Origin of the sequence: Erythrobacter sp. NFXS35 (assembly GCF_040148725.1) — a bacterium.
In the GTDB taxonomy this organism is placed as follows: Bacteria; Pseudomonadota; Alphaproteobacteria; order Sphingomonadales; family Sphingomonadaceae; genus Erythrobacter.
On record NZ_JAGDEB010000001.1, the window covers coordinates 1,418,480 to 1,437,911 of the forward strand.

Genomic DNA, 19,432 nt, shown 5'->3' on the forward strand with positions numbered 1-19,432 from the left:
GATCAGGCTGCAGCATCCCTTTCGCAGGTTCAGCCGAAAAAATGAGAATAAATGCTTGTGCTGAAAAGCCTTCTTTGTGATCCTACTTAGCACAGCGATTGCAGGGGGCTGGAAGTTGCGATTCTTTGTTCATTCTGATCAGACGAGACAACTTCTAGAGAAGCGATTTGGTGGAATTGAAAATTTCGTCGACGAGTGGATAGCCCGGGGCGTAAATAAAGCTGATCGGGCATCTTCATCGAAAAGCGTGAAATCAGTTTACCGTTGGATCGCGCAAGGATTGCCGAAGAACGAGGAGACTTTTTTCGGATTCTTCGGAGCTTTAGGCGTGGACCCGCTATCGCTCCTGGATCTTGAAAGAAGTAAGTTCCGCGAGAATTTCAGTCGATACAGGCAGGCCATGATGTTGGCGGGAATCGACGTGGGGGGCTTTCGCCCGTTGATGCAGTTGATGCGCCCTGCGGTCCATTGGCCTGCCGATCAGACCGCCCTGAGGCATTTCGGCAGACCCTGGTTTGCTTGTGAGTTCAAGCATGATGCGATCGAAGCAAAGAATGTTCACGTCACAGTGCGACTGCAGAACGAAGATCCAGACGCGACCGAAGTGCCGCGCGTATATCACATAGCATATCGCCGGAAATCGAATGCCGATGGGCTGTGGCGGCCATTCGGCAGCATAATCTCCCGATCCTATGAAACGATCCTTGTTCATGAGAACGGCGACATCCAGGAAATCCGTCCTGATCGTTCCAGTGATCGTGTCGAGTTCAAGACTTTCTTTGGCCCCAGTCCTGCGGAATTCCGTGTGGCGTCGATCTTCGACTTTTCGCTTGATCTCGACCTGTACGACGATCCCGACGTGCGTCTGCAGTTCGATGGATAGAGCGACTGAAGGGAACGGGGTACGCGCCTGTAAGGATCGACGGGTCAGCCTGTCGCAGCGTGCCACCTATGGGTTGGGTGATTTCGGGTTCAACCTTTATTGGACCACAGTCGGGTTCTACGTGCTCTATTTCTACACGGATGTCTTGGGCCTTTCAGGGAAGGCGGCAGGGCTGATATTCCTCATTGCGATGCTGTGGGACGGGATCACCGATCCCGTCATGGGGTACCTTGCCCAGCGCACGCGAACGCGTTGGGGCAGCTACCGGCCATATTTGCTGTTCGGTGCGGTTCCTCTCGCCGCGAGTTTGGTGCTCGTCTTTTCCGATCCCGGCCTCGAAGGGGTTTCGCTCGCCGGGTTTACCTTGTTCGCGCATATGCTGTTTCGGACCGCCTACACCGCGGTCAACATTCCATACAGCTCGCTATCAGCCCGGATGACGAGATCGAGCGAAGACAGAAACCGCTTGGCGGCCTGGAGGATATCGCTTGCAACGCTGGGAAGCGCCTTCGTCGCCTACTCGACGCTCCGATTGGTCGACCACTTCGGGAACGGTGACCCCTCCTTGGGTTTCGCCATGACTGCCGGCCTTTATGCTGCCTTGTCCTTGCCGATTTTTCTCGTCGTGTTTCTGGTCCTGCGCGAGCCTGTTAGCGAGATCAGACACGTTGCGTCGTCCGATCTTGGGCAGGCACTTTCAACGCTCCGCAGAAACACACCTTTCTTCATCATCATGACTGCCATGTTTTTCGCTACCATCGGAGGCGTCATCACAAGCAAGCTCTTGGTCTATTACTTCAAATACACGGTCGGCAACGAGGAGGCGGTAGGAACATTGTTCGCGACGAACTCCCTCATGATTTTGCTAGCTGTGCCGGTCTTGTCCTTCATAACAAGAAGGTCGAGCAAAAGACGGGTCTGGCAAATGGGCGCCATCATCTCGATAACGGGTTCAATCCTGCTTTACGCAAATCCCTTTGAGACGGTGACTGTCGTAATCTGCATAGCTGCATTCGGCGCGATCGGGTCTGCCGCTGGATATCTGACCTTTTGGTCAGCGTTACCGGACACGGTCGAGTATGGTGAAATGCAGAGCGGCAAGCGCGAGGAGTCCCTCACATTCGGAGTCATGAGCTTCACACAAAAAGCCAGTTACGGAGTTGGCGCTGCGCTTTCCGGCTTGCTGCTCGACGGGATCGGCTATTCAGCAAACGGGACACAGTCGGCCGAAACGATCGAAATGCTGAAAACCTTGATGACGCTTCTGCCGGCAGGCCTTGTCGCAATAGCTTTTCTCATCATCGCCAAATACCGGCTGGATGTGGAGGCACATCGGCGCGTGGTGGGCATCATCGATGCTCGGGCTCGGCGACACAAATCGAGAAAAGTCGGACATGCAGTTCCGCTGCAACTTCCTGCAGATGGGAGCACAAGTTGAGCTGGGCCGAGGAGGATAGGCTCTGAAGGGTCACCTGAAGCCCCATGCGGTGCTTCTGGACTTGTAACGCCGGGCTCAGATCCAGACAGGGGCGTTGGCGAGCATCCATCGAACGAGCGCCTCGGGAAGATTCGCATTCTCGAGCAATTCGGCATGTCGCCGCACAGCCTCGTCGCACTCCTCCTTTGCCCAACTTACTCTCACCTGAGCGTTGCGCGACGCGCTGTCGCCGACCTCGCCGGCGAGGTGGTTGCAAATTCCCAATTGCCGGATCGTTCGCGCAGTAGAGGTCGAAATAGTTTGCGCCCGTTGAATCAGTAATTCGGGGTGCGCGATGAAGTAGGCGCGCGGCTGCTCCGTAATTGCGGTGCCGTTCAAGATTGTGGACCATGTGTTCGGCTGCATCGCTCCGCGATCATTGGCAGCAACGCGTGTATACGCGCCATTCGAGCCGAAGAAATGGAAGGTCGTTCCGATCGCATCACGCGACATCACTCCATTCTCGATCCGGCGCTCGGGGTTGTCGGGATCGACGCCATCACGGTACGTCAGCGAACCATCCCGTTCGAGCGAGATCGTCACATGCGACGTTTTCGAGGCCGCAACATAGGCTAGGTTGCCGCCGTCAATGCACTCGCGGCGTTCGCCTCGATCGTTGGACACGCTCGAAAGGCCAGAGGTTGCCTTCAATGATCCTTCCAGCATGCCCGGGGCGGCGAAAGTGAGGTAGAGCAGCGTCTCCGGGTCCGATGTTCGTACAAGGGAGTAGCGGCGAGTTCCTGTCCCGGCATCGACCTCGCCAACGGCGACCGCATCTGTCTCGCGCTCAGTATGGACCAATGCATCGGTTTCGCCTGAACCGGGTGCGAGTGCGAAATAGGCAGGAACGCCTTTTGCGAAGCAAATCGTTTCCGCTTCAATGAAGTAGCGCTGCGCGCCGTCGGCGTTCCTGTCGGGCGCCACGAAGTAGGTGCCTGCCTGCGCGCCTTGGGTCATCGGTGCGTCGTCTTCGAGCGCGACCTTGCTGCAATCTCTGGCTGCGACAGCAGAACCATGCGCCCCCGCCGAGACATCGAACCGGGCTTCGTCGCCCTTCACGTGGAAAACCGCGTTCCCGTTGCTGAAGCGGACGCCGCTGCCCGTAGGCCCCGCGACGAGGACGAAGCGACCATCATGGCCGGACTGGGGTGAACCGCTTTCGATCACGGTAATCTCGGCCACCGACGTGCCCCATAGGGATGCGTATTGCACGATGAGGCTCGTATCGCTCGCGCATCGATAGCGCGCGACCTCGCTCGGTTCGAACGGCACCGCTCCCGGGCCGAAGGAGGCCCCAACGGGCACCGAATTGGCGAGCGCCATCACGATTGTCGCCAACCCCGCTGAGACAGTTTTCATCCTTCTTCTTCCTACAGTTCCCATTGCTTAATGCCGGGATGTCGTGATTGGACGTTGTCCAATTTCCCTCGCCCGGCTTTATCCCCTTACCCAAAGGGAAATTTTCAGCTGAGCAGGCGCGCGTCGGGGCAGGTTCGGTTACGACCGGGCCGCTTGATCGCACGAATGCAATTCATTGCTTCGAACGACCGCTATTTCAATGGCAGCTCCATAAGTGGATCAGCTGCTTGCTGCTTGTGTTCGATCGCCAGATCGCATGGTTGTTGGCGACGAATTCGTATGTTCCAGGTCCATCCGCATCTCGGAAAAGTCGCTCGCCGATCTGGATGTATGTCGCTGAACGTCCGCTGCTCGGCGTCACCGTCATCGAGCCGCCCGTGTATGACATATAGTTCTTGTTCGATCCGCTCTCGAAGCACCAATTGCCGGTTGGGTCGAAGCCAGCTTGGGCCTGGCCCATTTCCGGTGGTGGGGGCGATGCCACTTGAGGACCGTAATATCCACTGGTGCCGGGGTTCATACAAGCCGACGTCGCCGCCAATACCAACACAGCGTTCGCGGAATGGAGGGCTAGGGAAGAAATGAACTTCATCATCGTCTATCTCCTAAATCAGTTCAATTGCAGAGTGCAGAGCCAAGCCCGGGCAAGGCGTGGCGCGCCACCTTGCAGGCAGATTTTCCGGCCTTGCCGGCGGTCTTCGCGGCTTTCTTGAGTTGCTTCGAGGCAAAGCGTGGGTCGTAGGTCACGCGGGCAGCGTCGCGGGTAGTGCGTGCTGTGGTTTCGCCGGCCCACAGCACGGTCTCGCCAACACCGCGTGCCGTACCCACAGCGGCACGCGCGGCATTGCCCGGAAGTCGACGTGGATCCCGGATGGTCTCGGCCACGCCCGTCATGCCATTGGCGAAATTATCTCCGAAGCGGCGGGTTGCCTGTCCGGCTGCTTCGATCGGATCCCCCCCCCTTGCCAGGACCGCGGCCTGCCCGACCGTCATGTCGAACGCATACTCACCGACACCGGTGCTTTGCCCTCCGAAGGCTTCCACGGCCAGATCGGCCTTTGCAACGTTCTGGGCACCACGCGCCGCGGCGCTTCCCCGCTCAAAACGCGGTGCGGCTGAGGCCGTCCGGGCATAGCGTGCTGTCGTCGGCGAAGTTGGCAGCCGCGTTCCGCGCGCGCGCTGTGCCGCACGTCCCTGCCGGTCCAACCGATAGCGTTCTTCCACCGCGAGATCTTCTATCCGGGCGATGATCTGATTAGGCCGCGCCCGCCTCGCATTGACCCCTCGGCGTTCAACCTCCTGCCAGTTAGGATCGGTACCGATCCGAACCGCATGAGAGCGGTAAGCGGGATTAGCGGAGCTTGCCTGACGGGCCTGCTCGCCTTCTTGCTGGAGCCTATCGAGATCAAATTCACTCTGACTGAGTGCGGGGCTGGCGCCGATGCTCGCCAGCGCGATGGCCATAAGGGCCGATGTGTACGTTTGGCTTGGCATGGAATTGATCCTCCTTGCTGCTCGCCGGGAAGAAAGCGCAGGCCGAGATCTTCTTGCTTGGTCCGCCCGAGGGCGAGAGATCTTGCTGCGTTCGTCCTTGCTTTGTCTGGACGATGGCGAGTCAAAAGTTTTCGTCCCGCTCGTACCAGCAGTCGAACGGACCCAAAACGATCATCGCACGAGAAATTATTTTTTCGGAAGTTACGCAATCGGCACTAAGGCAGTGTATCAGGCACCAACTCGGCAGGTTTGGTGGAAGCGGCCTTTCGAGTTTGTAACTGCGAACCGCCCCAAGTGGTCTGCCGGACAGGTGGGCAAGTAAAAACTGTATTTGGCGCATTTTTCTGCCAAAAAAATCTTGATTACAAAGCATCCAATTGAAAAGCTGCGATCAGTAAAGTGACGCGCCGTCTGCTCATTGTAAAGCTTCCGCAAAACCGGGCGAGTTTCCTCAATCAGGCGAGGTTTCTGATTCTTGCGCTTTAAGCTCAAGAACCTTACGTTAGCGAACGGATCCCGATCTTCTGGATAGCTTCTATGCAAGTAGAGGACGGCTCGCATGACATTTGACGACATGGCCGTTTTGCAGAAGGCCTTCGACAAGGCACGCATCCTTTCGGGCGGCGAGTACGACACCTTTCTCTTCCGCTTCGCGCAGACGCATCCAGATCTTTCCGCAGATTTGAAATCGATCCTTGCCGCCGACAAGGATTCAGACCGGACCATGGCGGATCTTGTTGAAGCCTCGGTAAAAGAAGTTTTTGACGAGCGGGAAATCGTCGCAACAGGAGAAAAGGTCGGCGCTTGGTCAATCCGGCGGCGCCTCGGCAAGGGGGGCATGGGGGCAGTATTCCTGGTTGAGCGCGATGATGGCGCATATCACCAGACCGCAGCGCTTAAACTTGCCACAATGCGCTTGCTAGGCTCCGAAGCACACTCGCGTTTCCGCGCCGAAAGACAAATCCTCGCGAGCCTGCGCCACCCCAATATTGCGACGCTGATAGACGGTGGGATGCACGAGGGCGGCGCGCCTTATTTGGTGATGGAATACATCGAGGGGCAGCAGATCGATGCACATTGCAACGCACTGGCCATGTCTATCGACCAGCGGCTCGAGATCTTCTGTTCGGTTTGCGACGCAGTTGATTTTGCTCATCGGAGCCTAGTGGTTCATCGCGATCTCAAGCCAAGCAACATTCTCGTCACCCCAGATGGGCAGGCGAAACTGCTTGATTTCGGGATTGCGAAGCTACTCGAAACAAGCAACTTGGACGTGACAATCCTGGAAACGCAGGGGGAATCTCGCGCTATGACCCCGCTATATGCAAGCCCAGAACAGGTCCGCGGCGAGGCGGTGACCGTTGAAACAGACGTCTACGCGTTGGGTGTTCTGCTATATCGCCTGCTGGCCGGGCGGTCGCCCTATGGCGAGGCGATTATGATTTCCCGTGAAATCGAAAACGCGATCCTGGATGCCGATCCGATCCGGCCGAGCGTCTCGGTGACGAATGTTCCGCCGAACGCAGATTCGCTGAGTGCGGATGAACTCGCAAAGCAGCGCGGGGTGAATGCCGCCGAACTGCGGAGCAAGTTAAAGGGTGATCTGGACAATATCGTACTGCAATGCCTGCAGAAAGAGCCGGAGCGGCGCTACCCCTCTGCGCGCGATCTGGCGCGCGACATTGAACGCTATCTTCGCCACGAACCGATATCGGCGCGAGGAGACGACATCCTGTACCGCGCGCGCAAATTCGCGCGCCGGAATGCGCGAACCCTTATGGCTGGAAGCGTTGCGGTCCTTGCGCTTCTTTCCGGGGCGGCGCTCTACACTGTTCAGCTAGCCGCGGAGCGCGACAGGACTGCCTTGGCAGCCGAACGAGCCGATCAGGTCTCACAATTCATGGTGGAAATCTTCGCCGGAGCCGACCCCAATGCGGCGCCGGGGGAGACCGTTACAGCCATCGAATTGCTTGAGCAGGGCACACAGCGGATCGACCAGATCGGCGACAGAACCGTCAAGGCAGAATTGCTGCGAGCGATGGGCAAGAGCTTCCAAGCGCTGGGACAATATCCACGGAGCGAGGAATTGCTCAAGCAATCGGTCGCGTTGCTGCGCGAAGCTGAAACGGCCGATCCCATGCAACTTGCATTCAGCCTCACGGCATTGGGCTATGTACAGCACGACCAATACAAGACCGGTGAAGCGATCGCCAATACGCGTGAGGCGCTCGATATTGCCCGCCTGACCCTACCGCCGGATTCTCCTGAATTGTCGCGGTTCGTCGCGGAACTGGGACGCGCCTACAATATCGATGGCCAACCGGACAAGGCGCTTGCCCTGTTCGCGCAGGCCATTGACCTGCAGAGGGGGTCTGGCACCTACGGAACCGAAATGACGGCTGACCTGCTCGGAGGCTTATCGGTCGGCTATATCGCTGACGGGCAGTACCAGCGGGGTCTGGAAATCAGCCGCGAGGAACAGCGACTCATGGAGCGCCTTTTCGGCCCTAACGATGTGGGCACGATCCATGCCGTCGCCCGTCTCGGGTGGGCCAACAGCTTTCTGGGAAACTATGACGAAGCCCTGGCGCATACGAACGATGCCATAGAACGAGGCGAATTGTTGTGGGGCGCAGACCATCCTGACCTTGCGATGTTCCGCGCAAGCCGGGGCGAATATGCAGCACGGATGGGCGATTTCGCGTCGTCTCAAGCGTCCTTTGACCGTGGAATGGAGAACGTTTTGGCTACCAGTGGTCGCGGAAGCAGCGATCATGTCGGCCATCTGCTGATGCGCGGGCGGAGCGCTCTGGAAAGCGGTTTGGTGCGCCAGGGCCGCCGGTTTCATGACGAAGGCCTGGCCCTCGCACTGGATTTGTTCGGGGAGGATGGGAGCCTCACGCTCTCCCATCGCCAGGGAGTGGCCAAGGCGGCGCGGATGGCCGGCGATCTCGATACGGCGAAGGCGCATATGGCGCAGGTCTGGCGCTTCCGCGAAAGGCTCCGAAGACCACTCAAGCTGGCCGCGCGATCGGAGCGTGCCTTGCTCATGATGGAAAGCGGCGACCTTGCCGGCGCAGAGGCGAATCTTCGCGGCGTACTCGAAGAGACGGAAGCTGCCGTGGGCGAAAACTCTCCCTCGCTCATCGAAACTTTAATCGCTCTTTCGCAAGTGAATCGTCTGGGTTCTGAGCCGCAATCCGCATTGGCTTTCGCGCGAACCGCGCAGGACATCGCTCAATCCCGACTGCCCGATGATTCCTGGATTGCTGCGGTCGCTTTTGCGGAATACGGGCACGTCCTCATCGATCTGGGGCGCACGAAGGAAGGTACGCGCGTCCTTCGGAATGCGATCGCGGATTTGCAAGCAGTCTTCGAGGAAGACAACTACCATCTTCGCAAAGCCCGCGAAGGCCTGCAATCTGCAAGTTCAAACTTGGCCATTTGACAAACTTCGCCATTTGACAAGCTTCGGCCATCGTTCCTGCCGAAGGCAAGTGCGTGCTTGTAATCCGGGCGCACTCGTGGAAATCTGTTGCGCTATGACCCAGGATGCCGAGATCACCGATCTTCTGAGGCGTTGGACAGGGGGAGACGATGGCGCCGGCGAAGAGCTCGCCCCGCTCGTCTACGACGAACTATATCGGCGAGCCGCCCAGATTTTCCGGCGGGAAAGTCCAGGCCATACCCTCCAGCCCACGGCGCTTGTCAACGAAGCCTACGCCAAGCTCATCGAGGCCAAGGTCGACTGGCAGGACCGCGCACATTTTTACGCACTGTCGGCCCGCATGATGCGCCGCCTGCTTGTCAATCACGCGAACGCGCGCAGGGCTGAACGCCGTGGACGTGGAGCGATTCACGTAACCCTTGAGAGCCAAGAGATTCCATCTGACGTCGCACCACCTGATGTCATGATACTTGCCGATACGCTGAATTCGCTGGCAAGTATCGATCCAGAAAAACATCGGCTCATTGAAATGCAGTATTTCGGAGGCATGACAATCGAAGAAATGGCTTTCGTGACTGGCAAGTCCATCGCAACCGTTGGTCGCGATTTGCGGTTCGCAAGGGCGTGGATGAAGAAAGAGATACAAAATGCAAGCTGATTTCCCCCATCGCGGCCCTCAGGGTGCCACGTCCTGCAGCAAAACGTGCCGGCCGTTCTCGAACGGAGCAAAGCTATGAGCTTTTGAAAGCAGAGCAAAATGCACACAGTGGCGAAAATCGCCAAAACAACGGATGGTGCCGCTTACGTGACTCGAACACGTGACCCCATCATTACGAATGATGTGCTCTACCAACTGAGCTAAAGCGGCAATCCGATCACTGCGACCTAAGCCTTGTGGCAAAAGCGCGCAATCGCAAAAGGTGGAGGCCCGAGCCGGAATCGAACCGGCGTGCAAGGATTTGCAGTCCTCTGCGTAACCACTCCGCCATCGGGCCGAGCTATCCGAGGCACAAGGCTCCGGACAGAGCGGGCGCCCTAGCGATTCGCCGGGCGCTTGGCAATCTGTGTTTGGAGGCGGCGCTTTACGCAACGTCAGTCTGGACCGCGCCCGCCGGACGCGGCAAAGCCCATGGCCATGACCATTGCCAGCCTGCTTGAACCCGTTACCGGCCAGCCCGGCCCGGCCCGCCTCGAACACGCACAAGAGTGGATGCAGGGGCGCACGCTTTACGGCGGCGCATCGGCGCTGGTCGCCTATACCATGGCGACGCGTGCCTTTCCTGGCCTGCCGCCGCTGCGTGGGGGGCAGGTTGCCTTCGTTGCGCCTGTGGGCGAGGAGATTGCTCTCACCGCCGAGATCGTCCGGCAGGGGCGCAATGTGACGCAGGTGCGCAGCGAAATCCGGAGCGAGGGCAAGATCGCGCTGTCCGCGTTCTGGCTGTTCGCCGCCGGGCGTGACGCCAATGCCGTTCACGCCGCCGATCAGCTTGCCGACTGGCCCGGCCCACCGGAAGACAATGCCCCAATAAAGCAGGGCCAGGGTCCTAGCTTTATCCAGAACAATTTTGAACTGCGTTACGGCCAGACGCAGGGCGCCGAACGCGCCGCTGCCGTGCGGCGCTGGGCGAGGCTGACCGAAGACCACACGCTCGATCCGGTGTCGAAGCTGGTGCTGATGGGCGATGTCATGCCGCCGGGCGCCATGCGGGTGATGCAGCGCATGGGGCCGATCAGCTCGATCAACTGGTCGTTCAATGTGCTCGATACAGAAAGCCGCTCGCGCGGTGGCTGGTACCTGTCCGAAAACGCCAGCCAGCACGCCGCCGAAGGCTATTCTTCGGAACGGCTGAGGCTGTGGGATGCGGACGGCAAACAGGTGCTCGACGGCATGCAGTGCGTGGCGGTGTTCGGCTGATTCGTGCCGCGGCGAAGTGCCCGGTCAGACGTCCTGAAACTTCGGCTTGCGGCCCTGCATCGCCGCCATGACGGCCTCGACCTGATTGGGGCTGCGCATGATGGCGTGCTGTTCGATGCTTTCTTCCAGCAGGATCGCATCGGTCCCACGTTCGAGCATTCCGGCCTGCAGCCGCTTGGCCGCGCGGATCGCCTGCGGGTTGCGGTTCGCGATTTCGCGCGCAATCGAACGGGCGCGGTCGAGCGGGTTTTCATCGACATGGGTGGCAAGGCCAAGCCCCTGCGCCTCTGCGCCGGTGAATTCGCGGTTGGTGTAGATCAGCTCGCGCAGCACGTCGTCACGTACCAGCCCGCGCCACAGCGTATAGCCGCCCATGTCGGGCACCAGCCCCCATTTGAGCTCCATGATCGACATCCGTGTGGCGGGGTGGACGATGCGGATATCCGCGCCGCTGGCGATGGCGAGGCCGCCGCCGAAGCACACGCCGTGCACCGCCACGATCACCGGCACCGGCAGCTTGCGCCACTGCATCGACACCTGCTGGAACTTGTTGGCGTTGCCGTAGGTCCGCTCGGCCAACGGGGGCTCGTCAGCGCCAGGTTGGCGGCTGAAGCTGGCCGTATCGAGCCCGGCGCAGAACGCCCGTCCCTCACCCGATAAAACCACTACGCGCAGCCCTTTCATCCGCTGCAGCACGCTCCCCGCCTCAATGATTCGTTCAAACATTTCCGGATCCAGCGCGTTCATCTTGTCGGCGCGGGTGAAGCGCACTTCGGCGACGCCGTCCTCGCCCAGTTCGATTGCGATCCGATCATTGGTGGTCATGCTGGTGGCGGCTGTCATGGCGAAATCCGGTTCCCTCACATTGCGGCAATGGCGGCTGGAGCCTTGCCCATTCGCCGCCTCAAGTCCAGTGGTCGCGCGTTGTTACGCGTCAACGACGGGTGCCAAGCCAAAGTGTGCCGGCCCCGGCGGCGCATCGAGGAAATAGCCTCCGTCCGGGTGCGTGGCGAGCATCCGTGCAAGGCCGAAGGGCTGGAGCTTTGCCCGCACCCTTGCCACATGCACCGCGACGCTGTTCGTTTCGGGGTCGAACGTGATCCGCCAGACATCCGCCAGCAGCTGCCGTCGGGTCAGACGTTCGCCGGGCTGTTCCGCCAGCCGCCACAGCAGCTCGAATTCTCGCGGATGCAAGCCGAGCCAGCGGTCCTCGACCCGGCCATCGCGATGGAACAGATCGAGCGTCACGTCCCCGGCATCGCGAAAACGCGGGATCAGGGTATCGCTGGCTGGAAACAGACCGTTGACCGGGATGGAGTTCACAGCAAACCCCCCGCGCGCATCGAATAAACCGCGTCATCGGCAAAGATCAGGTGGTCGATAAGTTCCACCTCTAGCGCCCTGGATACCTCGGCAAGCCGCCGCGTTGCGGCGATGTCGCAGCCGCTTGGGTGGCAGTGGCCCGATGGGTGGTTGTGCGCGAGGATAATGCCGCGCGCATCGAGCCGCATGGCTTCGGCGAAAATCTCGCGCATTCGCAGCGACAAGGTCGTCAGGCTGCCCAATCCGACATTGGCATCGCCGAGGTATCGCCTGCTTTCGTCAAGGAAAATGACATGGCAGCATTCGCGTTCCGCTCCGGGCGCGAGCAGCAGAGCGCGCAGATGCGCGATCAGCCCAGCAAGCCGATCCTCAGGCGTTATGCAAGAAGCCGCCGGGCGCAATTGCAACGTTGCAATCACCACGAAACGGTTCCGGCTGTGAAGCGAACAAAATTATGGGGCATGATGAAGCTCCCGCCAACAGGTCAGTGTTGGAACAGCGCGAACCGGTCTCTCGCGATACGCCATTCGCGGTAGGCGCCGAACCGCCGCTCGCGCCCGACATGCCGCAAGAAGCCGGCGAAAATCAGCACCAACTGGCAATAGGCGGGGCCGGCAGAGAGCACCACATAGGCGAAGACCGATACCGTATCGACCAATCCGCGGACGACATGGGCACCCATCGCGACCAGCTGGAAACCGGCGATCCACAGCGGGTAGTTGCGATTGGCATTCACCGCGATTGCAGTGAATGCCACGGTTGCGAACACATCGATGCCTATCCAGATCCAGGCATAGGGTCCGAAGGCAACATTGCCGAGGTCGAACAGCTTGAACACGTAGGGCGGCATCACCATCGTCACGATGAACAGACCGATCAGCCAACGTTCGGGGCCACGCCCCCAACGCCAAATCGCCAGCGCCAGAAGGACGCTGGCGATATGCTGCACATCCGCGCGGTGCTCGTTGAATAGATAGAGCAGCATGCGGCGTTCGGTCAGACCTCGATCATGGCGCGCGGCCCTGGCGTGGCGGCAACAGCGATTGCCGGAACGTCGGTGGGAATGGACGGATCGGAGCCAGCATGGATGCGGGCGACCTTGGAGAGTTCGTCATGAACGCGCAATAGGTTGGTCGACATCGACAGCGCCTGAGCCTCGGCCTCGGTCAGCCGCATCAGCGCGCGCTGACCGGTGTGGACCTCGATTTCGGGATTCTGGCGCGCGCTCAGCATCGCCTGTTTGAGCCGCGCCATGGCGATAATCGCTTCGTCGGCGAGTGCCTCGGCTTCGCGGATCAACTTCTTGAGGTTGTGGGCGTCGGACATGGCAAGCTGGTTCATCTCGGTTCTTCCACTGGCCCCGGTGCTCATCCGGTACCTTGCTATTGCTGCACGGAGGCGGTCACCTTGCCATCTGTCGCCTCACTGAGAGTGACGGCAGCGGTGATAGTCAGCACCACCGCTGCCAGAATACCCGATGCGATTGCCACAATCGCCCCCAGCCGGAACAGCACGGCATGCTCACCGTCGAGCACTCCGGGGACGACCCTCGGCTCGCCCGGCCGGAGCCAGGGCGCCTGATCGAGCAGCGGCATGGAGTCGCTCATGACGAGTCTGCCGGGGTCGTCCCGGAACGACGGATCGGTCAAACTGTCGGGGCGGGTAATCTGCTTTTTCGTGTATGCATCTTCGCTCAAGACCTTGAGAGAAGATGTATCCGTAAGATCCTCAGGGGCTTCATCCTGACGGTTTTCGTCGTTTCCTTCGTCGTCCGCCGGTTGCGGAAGAGTAAGGCGATAATTCTCGACCAGATCGCCGAGGCTGGACGCCTGATAGATGTCCTTGAGCGCACGGATATGCTGATTGATGCGCGTCTCGGACACGCCAAGCTCCAGCGCGATGACCTTTATGGGGACGCGCCGGTCGATACGTTCCATCACAGCTTGCTGCCTGTCGGTCAGCCGGCGTGCGGCTCCGGACGACATGGACCTCTCCTTCAGATGTGACCCCGAGTTACCCTAAGCCTAACCCAAACGGCTAACGAATGCACCGGATTCGGAGCAATCTTCGCGAATCACGCCGCCGAGCTGTTGACCCCGAGCGACTGAAGATACCGTTTGACGTTGCGCGCCGCCTGCCGAAGCCGCTGCTCGTTCTCGACCATCGCGATCCGCACATAGCCTTCGCCATTCTCGCCATAACCCACACCCGGAGCGACCGCGACCTGCGCCTGGGTCAGCAATTGCTTGGAAAATTCGAGGCTGCCCATGCTCTTCAGCGCGGGAGGCAACGGCGCCCAGGCGAACATCGATGCGGGCGGCGCTGGAACATCCCAGCCCGCACGGCCGAACGCTTCGACCATCACGTCGCGACGTTTGTGATAAAGCTGGCGATTGCTTTCGACAATATCCTGCGGACCGTTCAACGCCGCGCAGGCAGCCGCCTGAACAGGGGTGAAGGCGCCGTAATCGAGATAGGACTTCACCCGCGTGAGCGCTGCGATCAATTGACGATTGCCGACCGCGAAACCCATGCGCCAGCCCGCCATCGAATAGGTTTTGGACATCGAGGTGAATTCTATCGCAATATCCTTTGCGCCTTCGACCTGCATGATCGATGGCGTCGGCTTGCCATCGAAATAGAGCTCGGAATAGGCGAGGTCCGACACCACCCAGACCTGATTTTCCTTCGCCCACGCCACCAGCCTTTCGTAGAAGGCGAGGTCGACCACCTCCGCCGTCGGGTTGGAGGGGTAGCTCACCACCAGCACACTGGGCCGCGGCACAGTGAAATTCATCGCCCGGTCGAGCGACTGCCAATATTCATCGTCCGGCGTCGTCGGCACCGAGCGGATGGTGGCGCCTGCAATGATGAAGCCGAACGTATGGATTGGGTAGGAAGGGTTGGGCGCCAGCACCACATCGCCCGGTGCGATGATTGCGGTGGCGAGGCTGGAAAGGCCTTCCTTCGAACCCATGGTCACCACCACCTCGGTTTCGGGATCGAGCTCCACCTCGAACCGGCGGGCGTAATAACCCGCCTGTGCGCGGCGCAGACCGGGAATGCCCTTGGACTGGGAATAGCCGTGCGCATCTGGCTTGGCCGCGACTTCGCACAGCTTGTCGATGACGTGCTGCGGCGGGGGCTGATCGGGATTGCCCATGCCCAGATCGATGATGTCCTGCCCTCCCAACCGTGCAGCATGCCGCATCGCATTGACCTCGGCGATCACATACGGCGGCATCCGCTTCATGCGGTAGAACTGGTCATTCATGGCTTTGTCTTCATCCTGCTTCGCGCGCGGTCGAGGGGGCGCCGGTGCGATAATTGCCACCCTAGGGCAATAGCGGTCGCAGTGTGAAGGCGTTTTCGCTAGACAGCCACTGGTAGGCAGGGCCGGCAGCCGCCATCTTGACCCTGCACATGCGGAACATAGGACGGACCCGGCAATGGCTGACGACAAGCAGACGACGGACGCGGCGGCTGACAGCATCCGCAGTTTTTTCGATCTTCAGAGCGATGCGATGCGCGAAATGTTCGCTGGTGCGATGGGCGGGGCCAGGCCTGAAGACGGGGTCCGCGCCTTCCTGCCGCAGGGGATCGATCAGGCTGACCTGGGCGACTGGGCCAATTCCAGCGCCCAGCTGCAAAAACTGTGGCTGGATTTCGCCGCCCATCAGGCGCGGGCGACGGCGGAGAAGGCAACCAGGGGCACCAATCCGCTCGATCCGGCGCAGTGGCTGGTGATCTCACAGTCGATGCTCGGCCAGATGCCGCAGGGACTGCTCGCCGCGCAGTCCAAACTGACGCAGGATTCGCTGCAATTGTGGCAGGGCGTCGCGCAGCAGTTCTTCGCTGGCGCAGCCACCGGCGCGCCGAGCGCCGCGCCCGACCCCGCCGCCCTACCGAAAAACGACCGACGCTTTTCCGATCCGGCTTGGCGCGAACACCCGGCCTTTCTGCTGCTGCACCAGACCTATCTGATGCTTGCCGAATATTTCCGCACCAGCGTGCAGGAGATGGATGGACTGGACAAGGTCAAGCGCCAGAGCCTGGAATTCGCGGTCGGCGCGCTGGCCGAAGCGATGAGCCCGGACAATTTCCTGCTGCTCAATCCGGTGGTGATGAAGCGCACGGTGGAAAGTCGAGGGGCCAATCTGGTGCGCGGGATGCAGCACCTGATCAACGACATGAAGCGCGGGCAGCTGACCCATACCGATCCCGATGCCTTCCGGCTGGGCGAAAATCTGGCCGCAACGCCCGGCAAGGTGGTGCACGAAACGCCGCTGTATCAGCTGATCCAGTACAGCCCTTCGACCGATACCGTGCTGGAGGTGCCGCTGATCATCTTCCCGCCGTGGATCAACCGGTTCTACATTCTCGACCTGACCCCGAAGAAAAGCTTCATCAAGTGGGCAGTCGATCAGGGCATCAGCGTGTTCGTGGTCAGCTGGAAATCGGCCGATGAAACCATGGCCGACGTGGTGTGGGACGATTATATCCGCGCCCAGATTGAAAGCGTGGATCATGTCCGTGCGCGGCTCGATGTGCCGCATGTCCACACCATCGGCTATTGCGTCGCGGGCACCACGCTGGCGGCGTCGCTGGCGGTGCTGACCCGTCGCGACGAAGCAGACAAGGTAAAAAGCGCGACCTTCTTCACCGCGCAGGTCGACTTCGAAAAGAGCGGCGAGCTCAAGCATTTCATCGACGACGGCCAGCTTGAAATGATCGGAAAACTCTGTCCCGACGGATATCTCGACGGGCGCTATCTGGCGGCGACCTTCAATGCCCTGCGCGGAAAGGACCTGATCTGGAGCTACGTCGTCAACAACTACCTGCTGGGCGAAGACTATCCGGCGTTCGACCTGCTGCATTGGAACGGCGACGTCACCAACCTTCCCTCCAAATGGCACGGCGCCTATCTGCGTGACCTGTATCGCGACAACAAGCTGGTCGATCCCGATGCCCTCAGCGCCGACGGCACGCCGATCGATCTGACCTGCGTCACCACCCCCGCTTTTGTGCAGGCCGGGCGCGAGGATCACATCGCGCCTGCCGAAAGCGTGTGGCGCATCACCGAACACTTCAAGGGGCCGATGGAATTCCTGCTGGCCGGATCAGGCCATATCGCAGGGGTGGTCAATCCACCCGCCGCGAACAAATACCAGTACTGGCTGGGCGACAGCAAAGCACCCTCGCTCAAGGCGTTCGTCGAAAGCGCCGATGAGCATCCGGGCAGCTGGTGGCCGCATTGGCTCGAATGGCTGCACAAGCAGTCGGATGCGCGCGTGCCCGCCAAGGGCAAGCGCGTGCCCGGCGGCAAGGGCGATAATGTGATCGAGGACGCGCCGGGCCGCTATGTGAAGACCCGCTGACCTCAGACCTGCCTGCAGAAATGCGCATCTTCAACAGCTTGATTATCTATTGTGCACTGCACAAAAGGACTTGACTTCGCAGCCGCACGCACTATTTTGTGCACTGCAACATGAAGCGAGGTCGCTATGTCCGAAGTCGAAAACACTGCAGTCGAAGTGAAAGCCGCCGCCAAGCCGGCCGTCTCCAAAATCGATGCCGCCGCCGAGAAGGCTTATGCCGACGCCGCCGCAAGCGTTGTCGAAGCGCCGAAGGTTTCCAAGACCGCGGTCGCCGCGGCTACCGTGAAAAAGACCGCTGCGCCGAAGACGCTGGCCGCCAAGCCCGCTCCCAAGAAGGTCGCGGTGAAGAAGGCTGCCGTCCGCAAGACTCCGGCGAAGAAAATCGCTGCCAAGAAAATTGCCGCGCCGAAGAAGCCGGCTGCCGCGAAGAAGGCCGCCAAGGTCGTCGCGGCTCCCTCGACCAATCCCATCACCAAGCTGAAGGATACCATCATGGCCACCGCCAAGAACACCGACATCACCGCCACCGCCAAGGAAGCCCTTGCCGACGTCCAGACCCGCGCCAAGACCGCCTACGCCCAGACCACCGTGCTGGCGAGCGAAGCCACCGAATTCGGCAAGGCCAATGTCGAAGCCGTCGTCGAAAGCGGCAAGATCTTCTTTACCGGCGCGCAGGAACTGCTCAAGGACAATGTCGAAACCGGCAAGACCGTGATCGAAACCGTCACTGCAGACGCCAAGAAGGTCGCAGCCGTGAAGTCGCCGACCGAACTGATGCAGCTGCAGGGCGAAATCACCCGCCGCAACTTCGATGCTCTTGTGTCCTATGGCTCGAAGCGCACCGAAGCCTGGGTGAAGCTCTACAACGAAGCGTTCGCCCCGATTTCGAACCGCGTCAGCGTTGCCGCCGAGAAGGTCTCCAAGGCCGCTTAAGCAAAAAGTTTCTGAACCGGGCCTCTCCTCTCTCTCCCAACCCGGTTCACGAAAGCGCGCTGAAAAGCGCCGGGCCGGACAGACCCCGACGGGTTTGTCCGGCCCTTTTGCTTTATGCGCCACGCACGCCCCCCGTGCGGCGACAAGGCCGGAGGGCAAGCCTACGTGTCACGGTGCGCAAGAGAATCACACCAAGCGCTTGCGATTGGGACGCCAAATCCCATAATGGAGGCTCATGCCGATCCAACCCGAGCCTCTTTTGCCCGCACTCACCGTGCCGTTTGTCCGGCTGGCCGACCTTTCGCGCGCGGCTGGCGACGATGGCGGGAAGGATGAAGACGGCGGGGATGGAGGCGGATCTGGCGGCAGTCAGATCGGCATCGCCACCAAGACCCGCGCCAAGCCGAAGAAGCCCAGCCAGTACAAGGTGCTGATGCTTAACGACGATTACACCCCGATGGAGTTCGTGGTGCTGGTGTTGAAACGTTTCTTCAGCATGGATCTGGAACAGGCCACGCGGGTGATGCTCCACGTCCATCAGCGCGGCGTCGGCGTGTGCGGCATCTTCCCCTATGAAATCGCCGAGACCAAGGTCAATCAGGTGATGGATTTCGCCAAGCAAAACCAGCATCCGCTGCAATGCACACTTGAAAAGGCGTGACGCGATCACGACCAAAAGGCCCACACTGATGCGCCAGCCCCATCATCCCGAACCCGAACCCGTCATGCCCGGTCAGGAAAGCGTATGGGACTACCCCCGCCCGGCCATCGCCGAACCGACCGCACGGCATATCCGCATCGTTCATCGCGGCGTGGTGCTGGCAGACAGCACTGCGGCGTGGCGAACGCTCGAAACCAGCCACCCGCCCACCTATTACATCCCGCAGGCGGATATCGCGATGGTTCATCTCGCGCCCAACCCCGCGCGCAGCCTATGCGAATGGAAGGGGCAGGCGCGGTACTGGGATGTCCGCATCGACGACGATCTGATCTCAGGGGCCGGCTGGTGCTATCCCTCCCCCACCCCGTTATTTGCCGGGATTGCCGACTACATCGCTTTCTACGCCGCTCCGTTCGATCAATGCCTGATCGACGGCGAGCAGGTGACACCCCAGCCCGGCGGGTTCTACGGCGGCTGGATCAGCCGCTACGAAGCTGGACCGTTCAAGGGCGTGCCCGGAAGCCGGTTCTGGTAAATCCGCCGCTCATTATAGGCCTGCCA

19 protein-coding genes and 2 tRNA genes are annotated in these 19,432 nt (G+C 60.4%); 9 read left to right on the top strand and 12 right to left on the bottom strand.

Annotation, left to right across the window (positions count from 1 at the left end; translation table 11 throughout):
• Positions 1-76 precede the first annotated feature (76 nt).
• Together J3454_RS06655 and J3454_RS06660 are read left to right on the top strand one after the other, a co-directional pair.
• Positions 77-883: a hypothetical protein gene (locus J3454_RS06655; protein WP_349512953.1), complete on the top strand. Its 807-nt coding sequence runs from the start codon at positions 77-79 to the stop codon at positions 881-883.
• A complete protein-coding gene (locus tag J3454_RS06660; RefSeq protein WP_349512954.1) occupies positions 876-2,321 on the top strand; it encodes an MFS transporter in 1,446 nt (481 codons plus the stop codon). Before J3454_RS06655 ends, J3454_RS06660 begins: the two co-directional genes overlap by 8 nt.
• Before the next feature lie 75 nt (positions 2,322-2,396).
• On the opposite strand, the gene J3454_RS06665 is transcribed toward J3454_RS06660, so the two are convergent.
• From J3454_RS06665 to J3454_RS06675, 3 genes are all read right to left on the bottom strand, one after another.
• On the bottom strand, positions 2,397-3,719 hold the full coding sequence (locus J3454_RS06665; RefSeq protein ID WP_349512955.1) for a hypothetical protein: 1,323 nt from the start codon (positions 3,717-3,719) through the stop codon (positions 2,397-2,399).
• A gap of 196 nt (positions 3,720-3,915) precedes the next feature.
• The gene (locus J3454_RS06670; protein WP_349512956.1) at positions 3,916-4,314 is read right to left on the bottom strand and encodes a hypothetical protein; all 399 of its coding nucleotides are present in this window, start codon (positions 4,312-4,314) and stop codon (positions 3,916-3,918) included.
• 20 nt (positions 4,315-4,334) lie between these two features.
• Positions 4,335-5,213 (bottom strand): hypothetical protein, encoded by an 879-nt coding sequence (locus J3454_RS06675; RefSeq protein WP_349512957.1) that lies wholly within the window; start codon positions 5,211-5,213, stop codon positions 4,335-4,337.
• A gap of 559 nt (positions 5,214-5,772) precedes the next feature.
• Between J3454_RS06675 and J3454_RS06680 the strand changes: the two genes are divergently transcribed.
• Both J3454_RS06680 and J3454_RS06685 read left to right on the top strand, forming a co-directional pair.
• Positions 5,773-8,661, top strand: a complete 2,889-nt coding sequence (locus tag J3454_RS06680; RefSeq protein WP_349512958.1) for a protein kinase domain-containing protein — start codon at positions 5,773-5,775, stop codon at positions 8,659-8,661.
• A gap of 94 nt (positions 8,662-8,755) precedes the next feature.
• Positions 8,756-9,319, top strand: a complete 564-nt coding sequence (locus J3454_RS06685; RefSeq protein ID WP_349512959.1) for an ECF-type sigma factor — start codon at positions 8,756-8,758, stop codon at positions 9,317-9,319.
• A gap of 134 nt (positions 9,320-9,453) precedes the next feature.
• On the opposite strand, the gene J3454_RS06690 is transcribed toward J3454_RS06685, so the two are convergent.
• Positions 9,454-9,529, bottom strand: a tRNA-Thr gene (locus J3454_RS06690).
• A gap of 53 nt (positions 9,530-9,582) precedes the next feature.
• A tRNA-Cys gene (locus tag J3454_RS06695) sits at positions 9,583-9,656 on the bottom strand.
• 140 nt (positions 9,657-9,796) lie between these two features.
• On the opposite strand from J3454_RS06695, the gene J3454_RS06700 reads away from it, so the two are divergent.
• On the top strand, positions 9,797-10,576 hold the full coding sequence (locus J3454_RS06700; RefSeq protein ID WP_349512960.1) for a thioesterase family protein: 780 nt from the start codon (positions 9,797-9,799) through the stop codon (positions 10,574-10,576).
• Between the two features lie 24 nt (positions 10,577-10,600).
• Here J3454_RS06700 and J3454_RS06705 read toward each other — a convergent pair whose 3' ends face one another.
• The 7 genes from J3454_RS06705 to J3454_RS06735 form a co-directional block, all read right to left on the bottom strand.
• Positions 10,601-11,419 (bottom strand): crotonase/enoyl-CoA hydratase family protein, encoded by an 819-nt coding sequence (locus J3454_RS06705; RefSeq protein ID WP_349512961.1) that lies wholly within the window; start codon positions 11,417-11,419, stop codon positions 10,601-10,603.
• A gap of 84 nt (positions 11,420-11,503) precedes the next feature.
• Positions 11,504-11,899, bottom strand: a complete 396-nt coding sequence (locus J3454_RS06710) for a winged helix-turn-helix domain-containing protein (RefSeq protein ID WP_296720944.1) — start codon at positions 11,897-11,899, stop codon at positions 11,504-11,506.
• The gene (locus tag J3454_RS06715) at positions 11,896-12,321 is read right to left on the bottom strand and encodes a JAB domain-containing protein (protein ID WP_349512962.1); all 426 of its coding nucleotides are present in this window, start codon (positions 12,319-12,321) and stop codon (positions 11,896-11,898) included. Before J3454_RS06715 ends, J3454_RS06710 begins: the two co-directional genes overlap by 4 nt.
• Before the next feature lie 62 nt (positions 12,322-12,383).
• Entirely contained in the window at positions 12,384-12,884 is a 501-nt protein-coding gene (locus J3454_RS06720) for a hypothetical protein (protein WP_296720940.1), read from the bottom strand.
• A gap of 11 nt (positions 12,885-12,895) precedes the next feature.
• Positions 12,896-13,240, bottom strand: coding sequence for a hypothetical protein (locus J3454_RS06725; RefSeq protein ID WP_349512963.1), 345 nt, complete (start codon positions 13,238-13,240; stop codon positions 12,896-12,898).
• A gap of 41 nt (positions 13,241-13,281) precedes the next feature.
• Positions 13,282-13,884 carry a helix-turn-helix domain-containing protein gene (locus tag J3454_RS06730; protein WP_296720936.1) on the bottom strand — a complete coding sequence of 201 codons (603 nt, stop codon included), beginning with the start codon at positions 13,882-13,884 and terminating at the stop codon, positions 13,282-13,284.
• A gap of 89 nt (positions 13,885-13,973) precedes the next feature.
• On the bottom strand, positions 13,974-15,173 hold the full coding sequence (locus tag J3454_RS06735) for an LL-diaminopimelate aminotransferase (protein WP_349512964.1): 1,200 nt from the start codon (positions 15,171-15,173) through the stop codon (positions 13,974-13,976).
• A gap of 175 nt (positions 15,174-15,348) precedes the next feature.
• On the opposite strand from J3454_RS06735, the gene J3454_RS06740 reads away from it, so the two are divergent.
• From J3454_RS06740 to J3454_RS06755, 4 genes are all read left to right on the top strand, one after another.
• The gene (locus J3454_RS06740; protein WP_349512965.1) at positions 15,349-17,277 is read left to right on the top strand and encodes a PHA/PHB synthase family protein; all 1,929 of its coding nucleotides are present in this window, start codon (positions 15,349-15,351) and stop codon (positions 17,275-17,277) included.
• Positions 17,278-17,403: 126 nt separating this feature from the next.
• Complete coding sequence (locus tag J3454_RS06745; protein WP_349512966.1) at positions 17,404-18,210, top strand: phasin family protein; 807 nt, start codon at positions 17,404-17,406, stop codon at positions 18,208-18,210.
• A 235-nt stretch (positions 18,211-18,445) separates the two neighbouring features.
• Positions 18,446-18,871 (top strand): ATP-dependent Clp protease adapter ClpS, encoded by a 426-nt coding sequence (clpS, locus tag J3454_RS06750; RefSeq protein ID WP_349512967.1) that lies wholly within the window; start codon positions 18,446-18,448, stop codon positions 18,869-18,871.
• Positions 18,872-18,899: 28 nt separating this feature from the next.
• Positions 18,900-19,406, top strand: a complete 507-nt coding sequence (locus tag J3454_RS06755; protein ID WP_349512968.1) for a DUF427 domain-containing protein — start codon at positions 18,900-18,902, stop codon at positions 19,404-19,406.
• Positions 19,407-19,432: the final 26 nt, after the last annotated feature.

Bases quoted from the DNA above. Each gene is read 5' to 3' on its own strand.
- J3454_RS06660 (WP_349512954.1), top strand. From the start codon at position 876: ATGGATAGAGCGACTGAAGGGAACGGGGTACGCGCCTGTAAGGATCGA.
- J3454_RS06665 (WP_349512955.1), bottom strand. From the start codon at position 3,719: ATGAAAACTGTCTCAGCGGGGTTGGCGACAATCGTGATGGCGCTCGCC.
- J3454_RS06670 (WP_349512956.1), bottom strand. From the start codon at position 4,314: ATGATGAAGTTCATTTCTTCCCTAGCCCTCCATTCCGCGAACGCTGTG.
- J3454_RS06675 (WP_349512957.1), bottom strand. From the start codon at position 5,213: ATGCCAAGCCAAACGTACACATCGGCCCTTATGGCCATCGCGCTGGCG.
- J3454_RS06680 (WP_349512958.1), top strand. From the start codon at position 5,773: ATGACATTTGACGACATGGCCGTTTTGCAGAAGGCCTTCGACAAGGCA.
- J3454_RS06685 (WP_349512959.1), top strand. From the start codon at position 8,756: ATGACCCAGGATGCCGAGATCACCGATCTTCTGAGGCGTTGGACAGGG.
- J3454_RS06700 (WP_349512960.1), top strand. From the start codon at position 9,797: ATGACCATTGCCAGCCTGCTTGAACCCGTTACCGGCCAGCCCGGCCCG.
- J3454_RS06705 (WP_349512961.1), bottom strand. From the start codon at position 11,419: ATGACAGCCGCCACCAGCATGACCACCAATGATCGGATCGCAATCGAA.
- J3454_RS06720 (WP_296720940.1), bottom strand. From the start codon at position 12,884: ATGCTGCTCTATCTATTCAACGAGCACCGCGCGGATGTGCAGCATATC.
- J3454_RS06725 (WP_349512963.1), bottom strand. From the start codon at position 13,240: ATGAACCAGCTTGCCATGTCCGACGCCCACAACCTCAAGAAGTTGATC.
- J3454_RS06730 (WP_296720936.1), bottom strand. From the start codon at position 13,884: ATGTCGTCCGGAGCCGCACGCCGGCTGACCGACAGGCAGCAAGCTGTG.
- J3454_RS06735 (WP_349512964.1), bottom strand. From the start codon at position 15,173: ATGAATGACCAGTTCTACCGCATGAAGCGGATGCCGCCGTATGTGATC.
- J3454_RS06740 (WP_349512965.1), top strand. From the start codon at position 15,349: ATGGCTGACGACAAGCAGACGACGGACGCGGCGGCTGACAGCATCCGC.
- J3454_RS06745 (WP_349512966.1), top strand. From the start codon at position 17,404: ATGTCCGAAGTCGAAAACACTGCAGTCGAAGTGAAAGCCGCCGCCAAG.
- clpS (WP_349512967.1), top strand. From the start codon at position 18,446: ATGCCGATCCAACCCGAGCCTCTTTTGCCCGCACTCACCGTGCCGTTT.
- J3454_RS06755 (WP_349512968.1), top strand. From the start codon at position 18,900: ATGCGCCAGCCCCATCATCCCGAACCCGAACCCGTCATGCCCGGTCAG.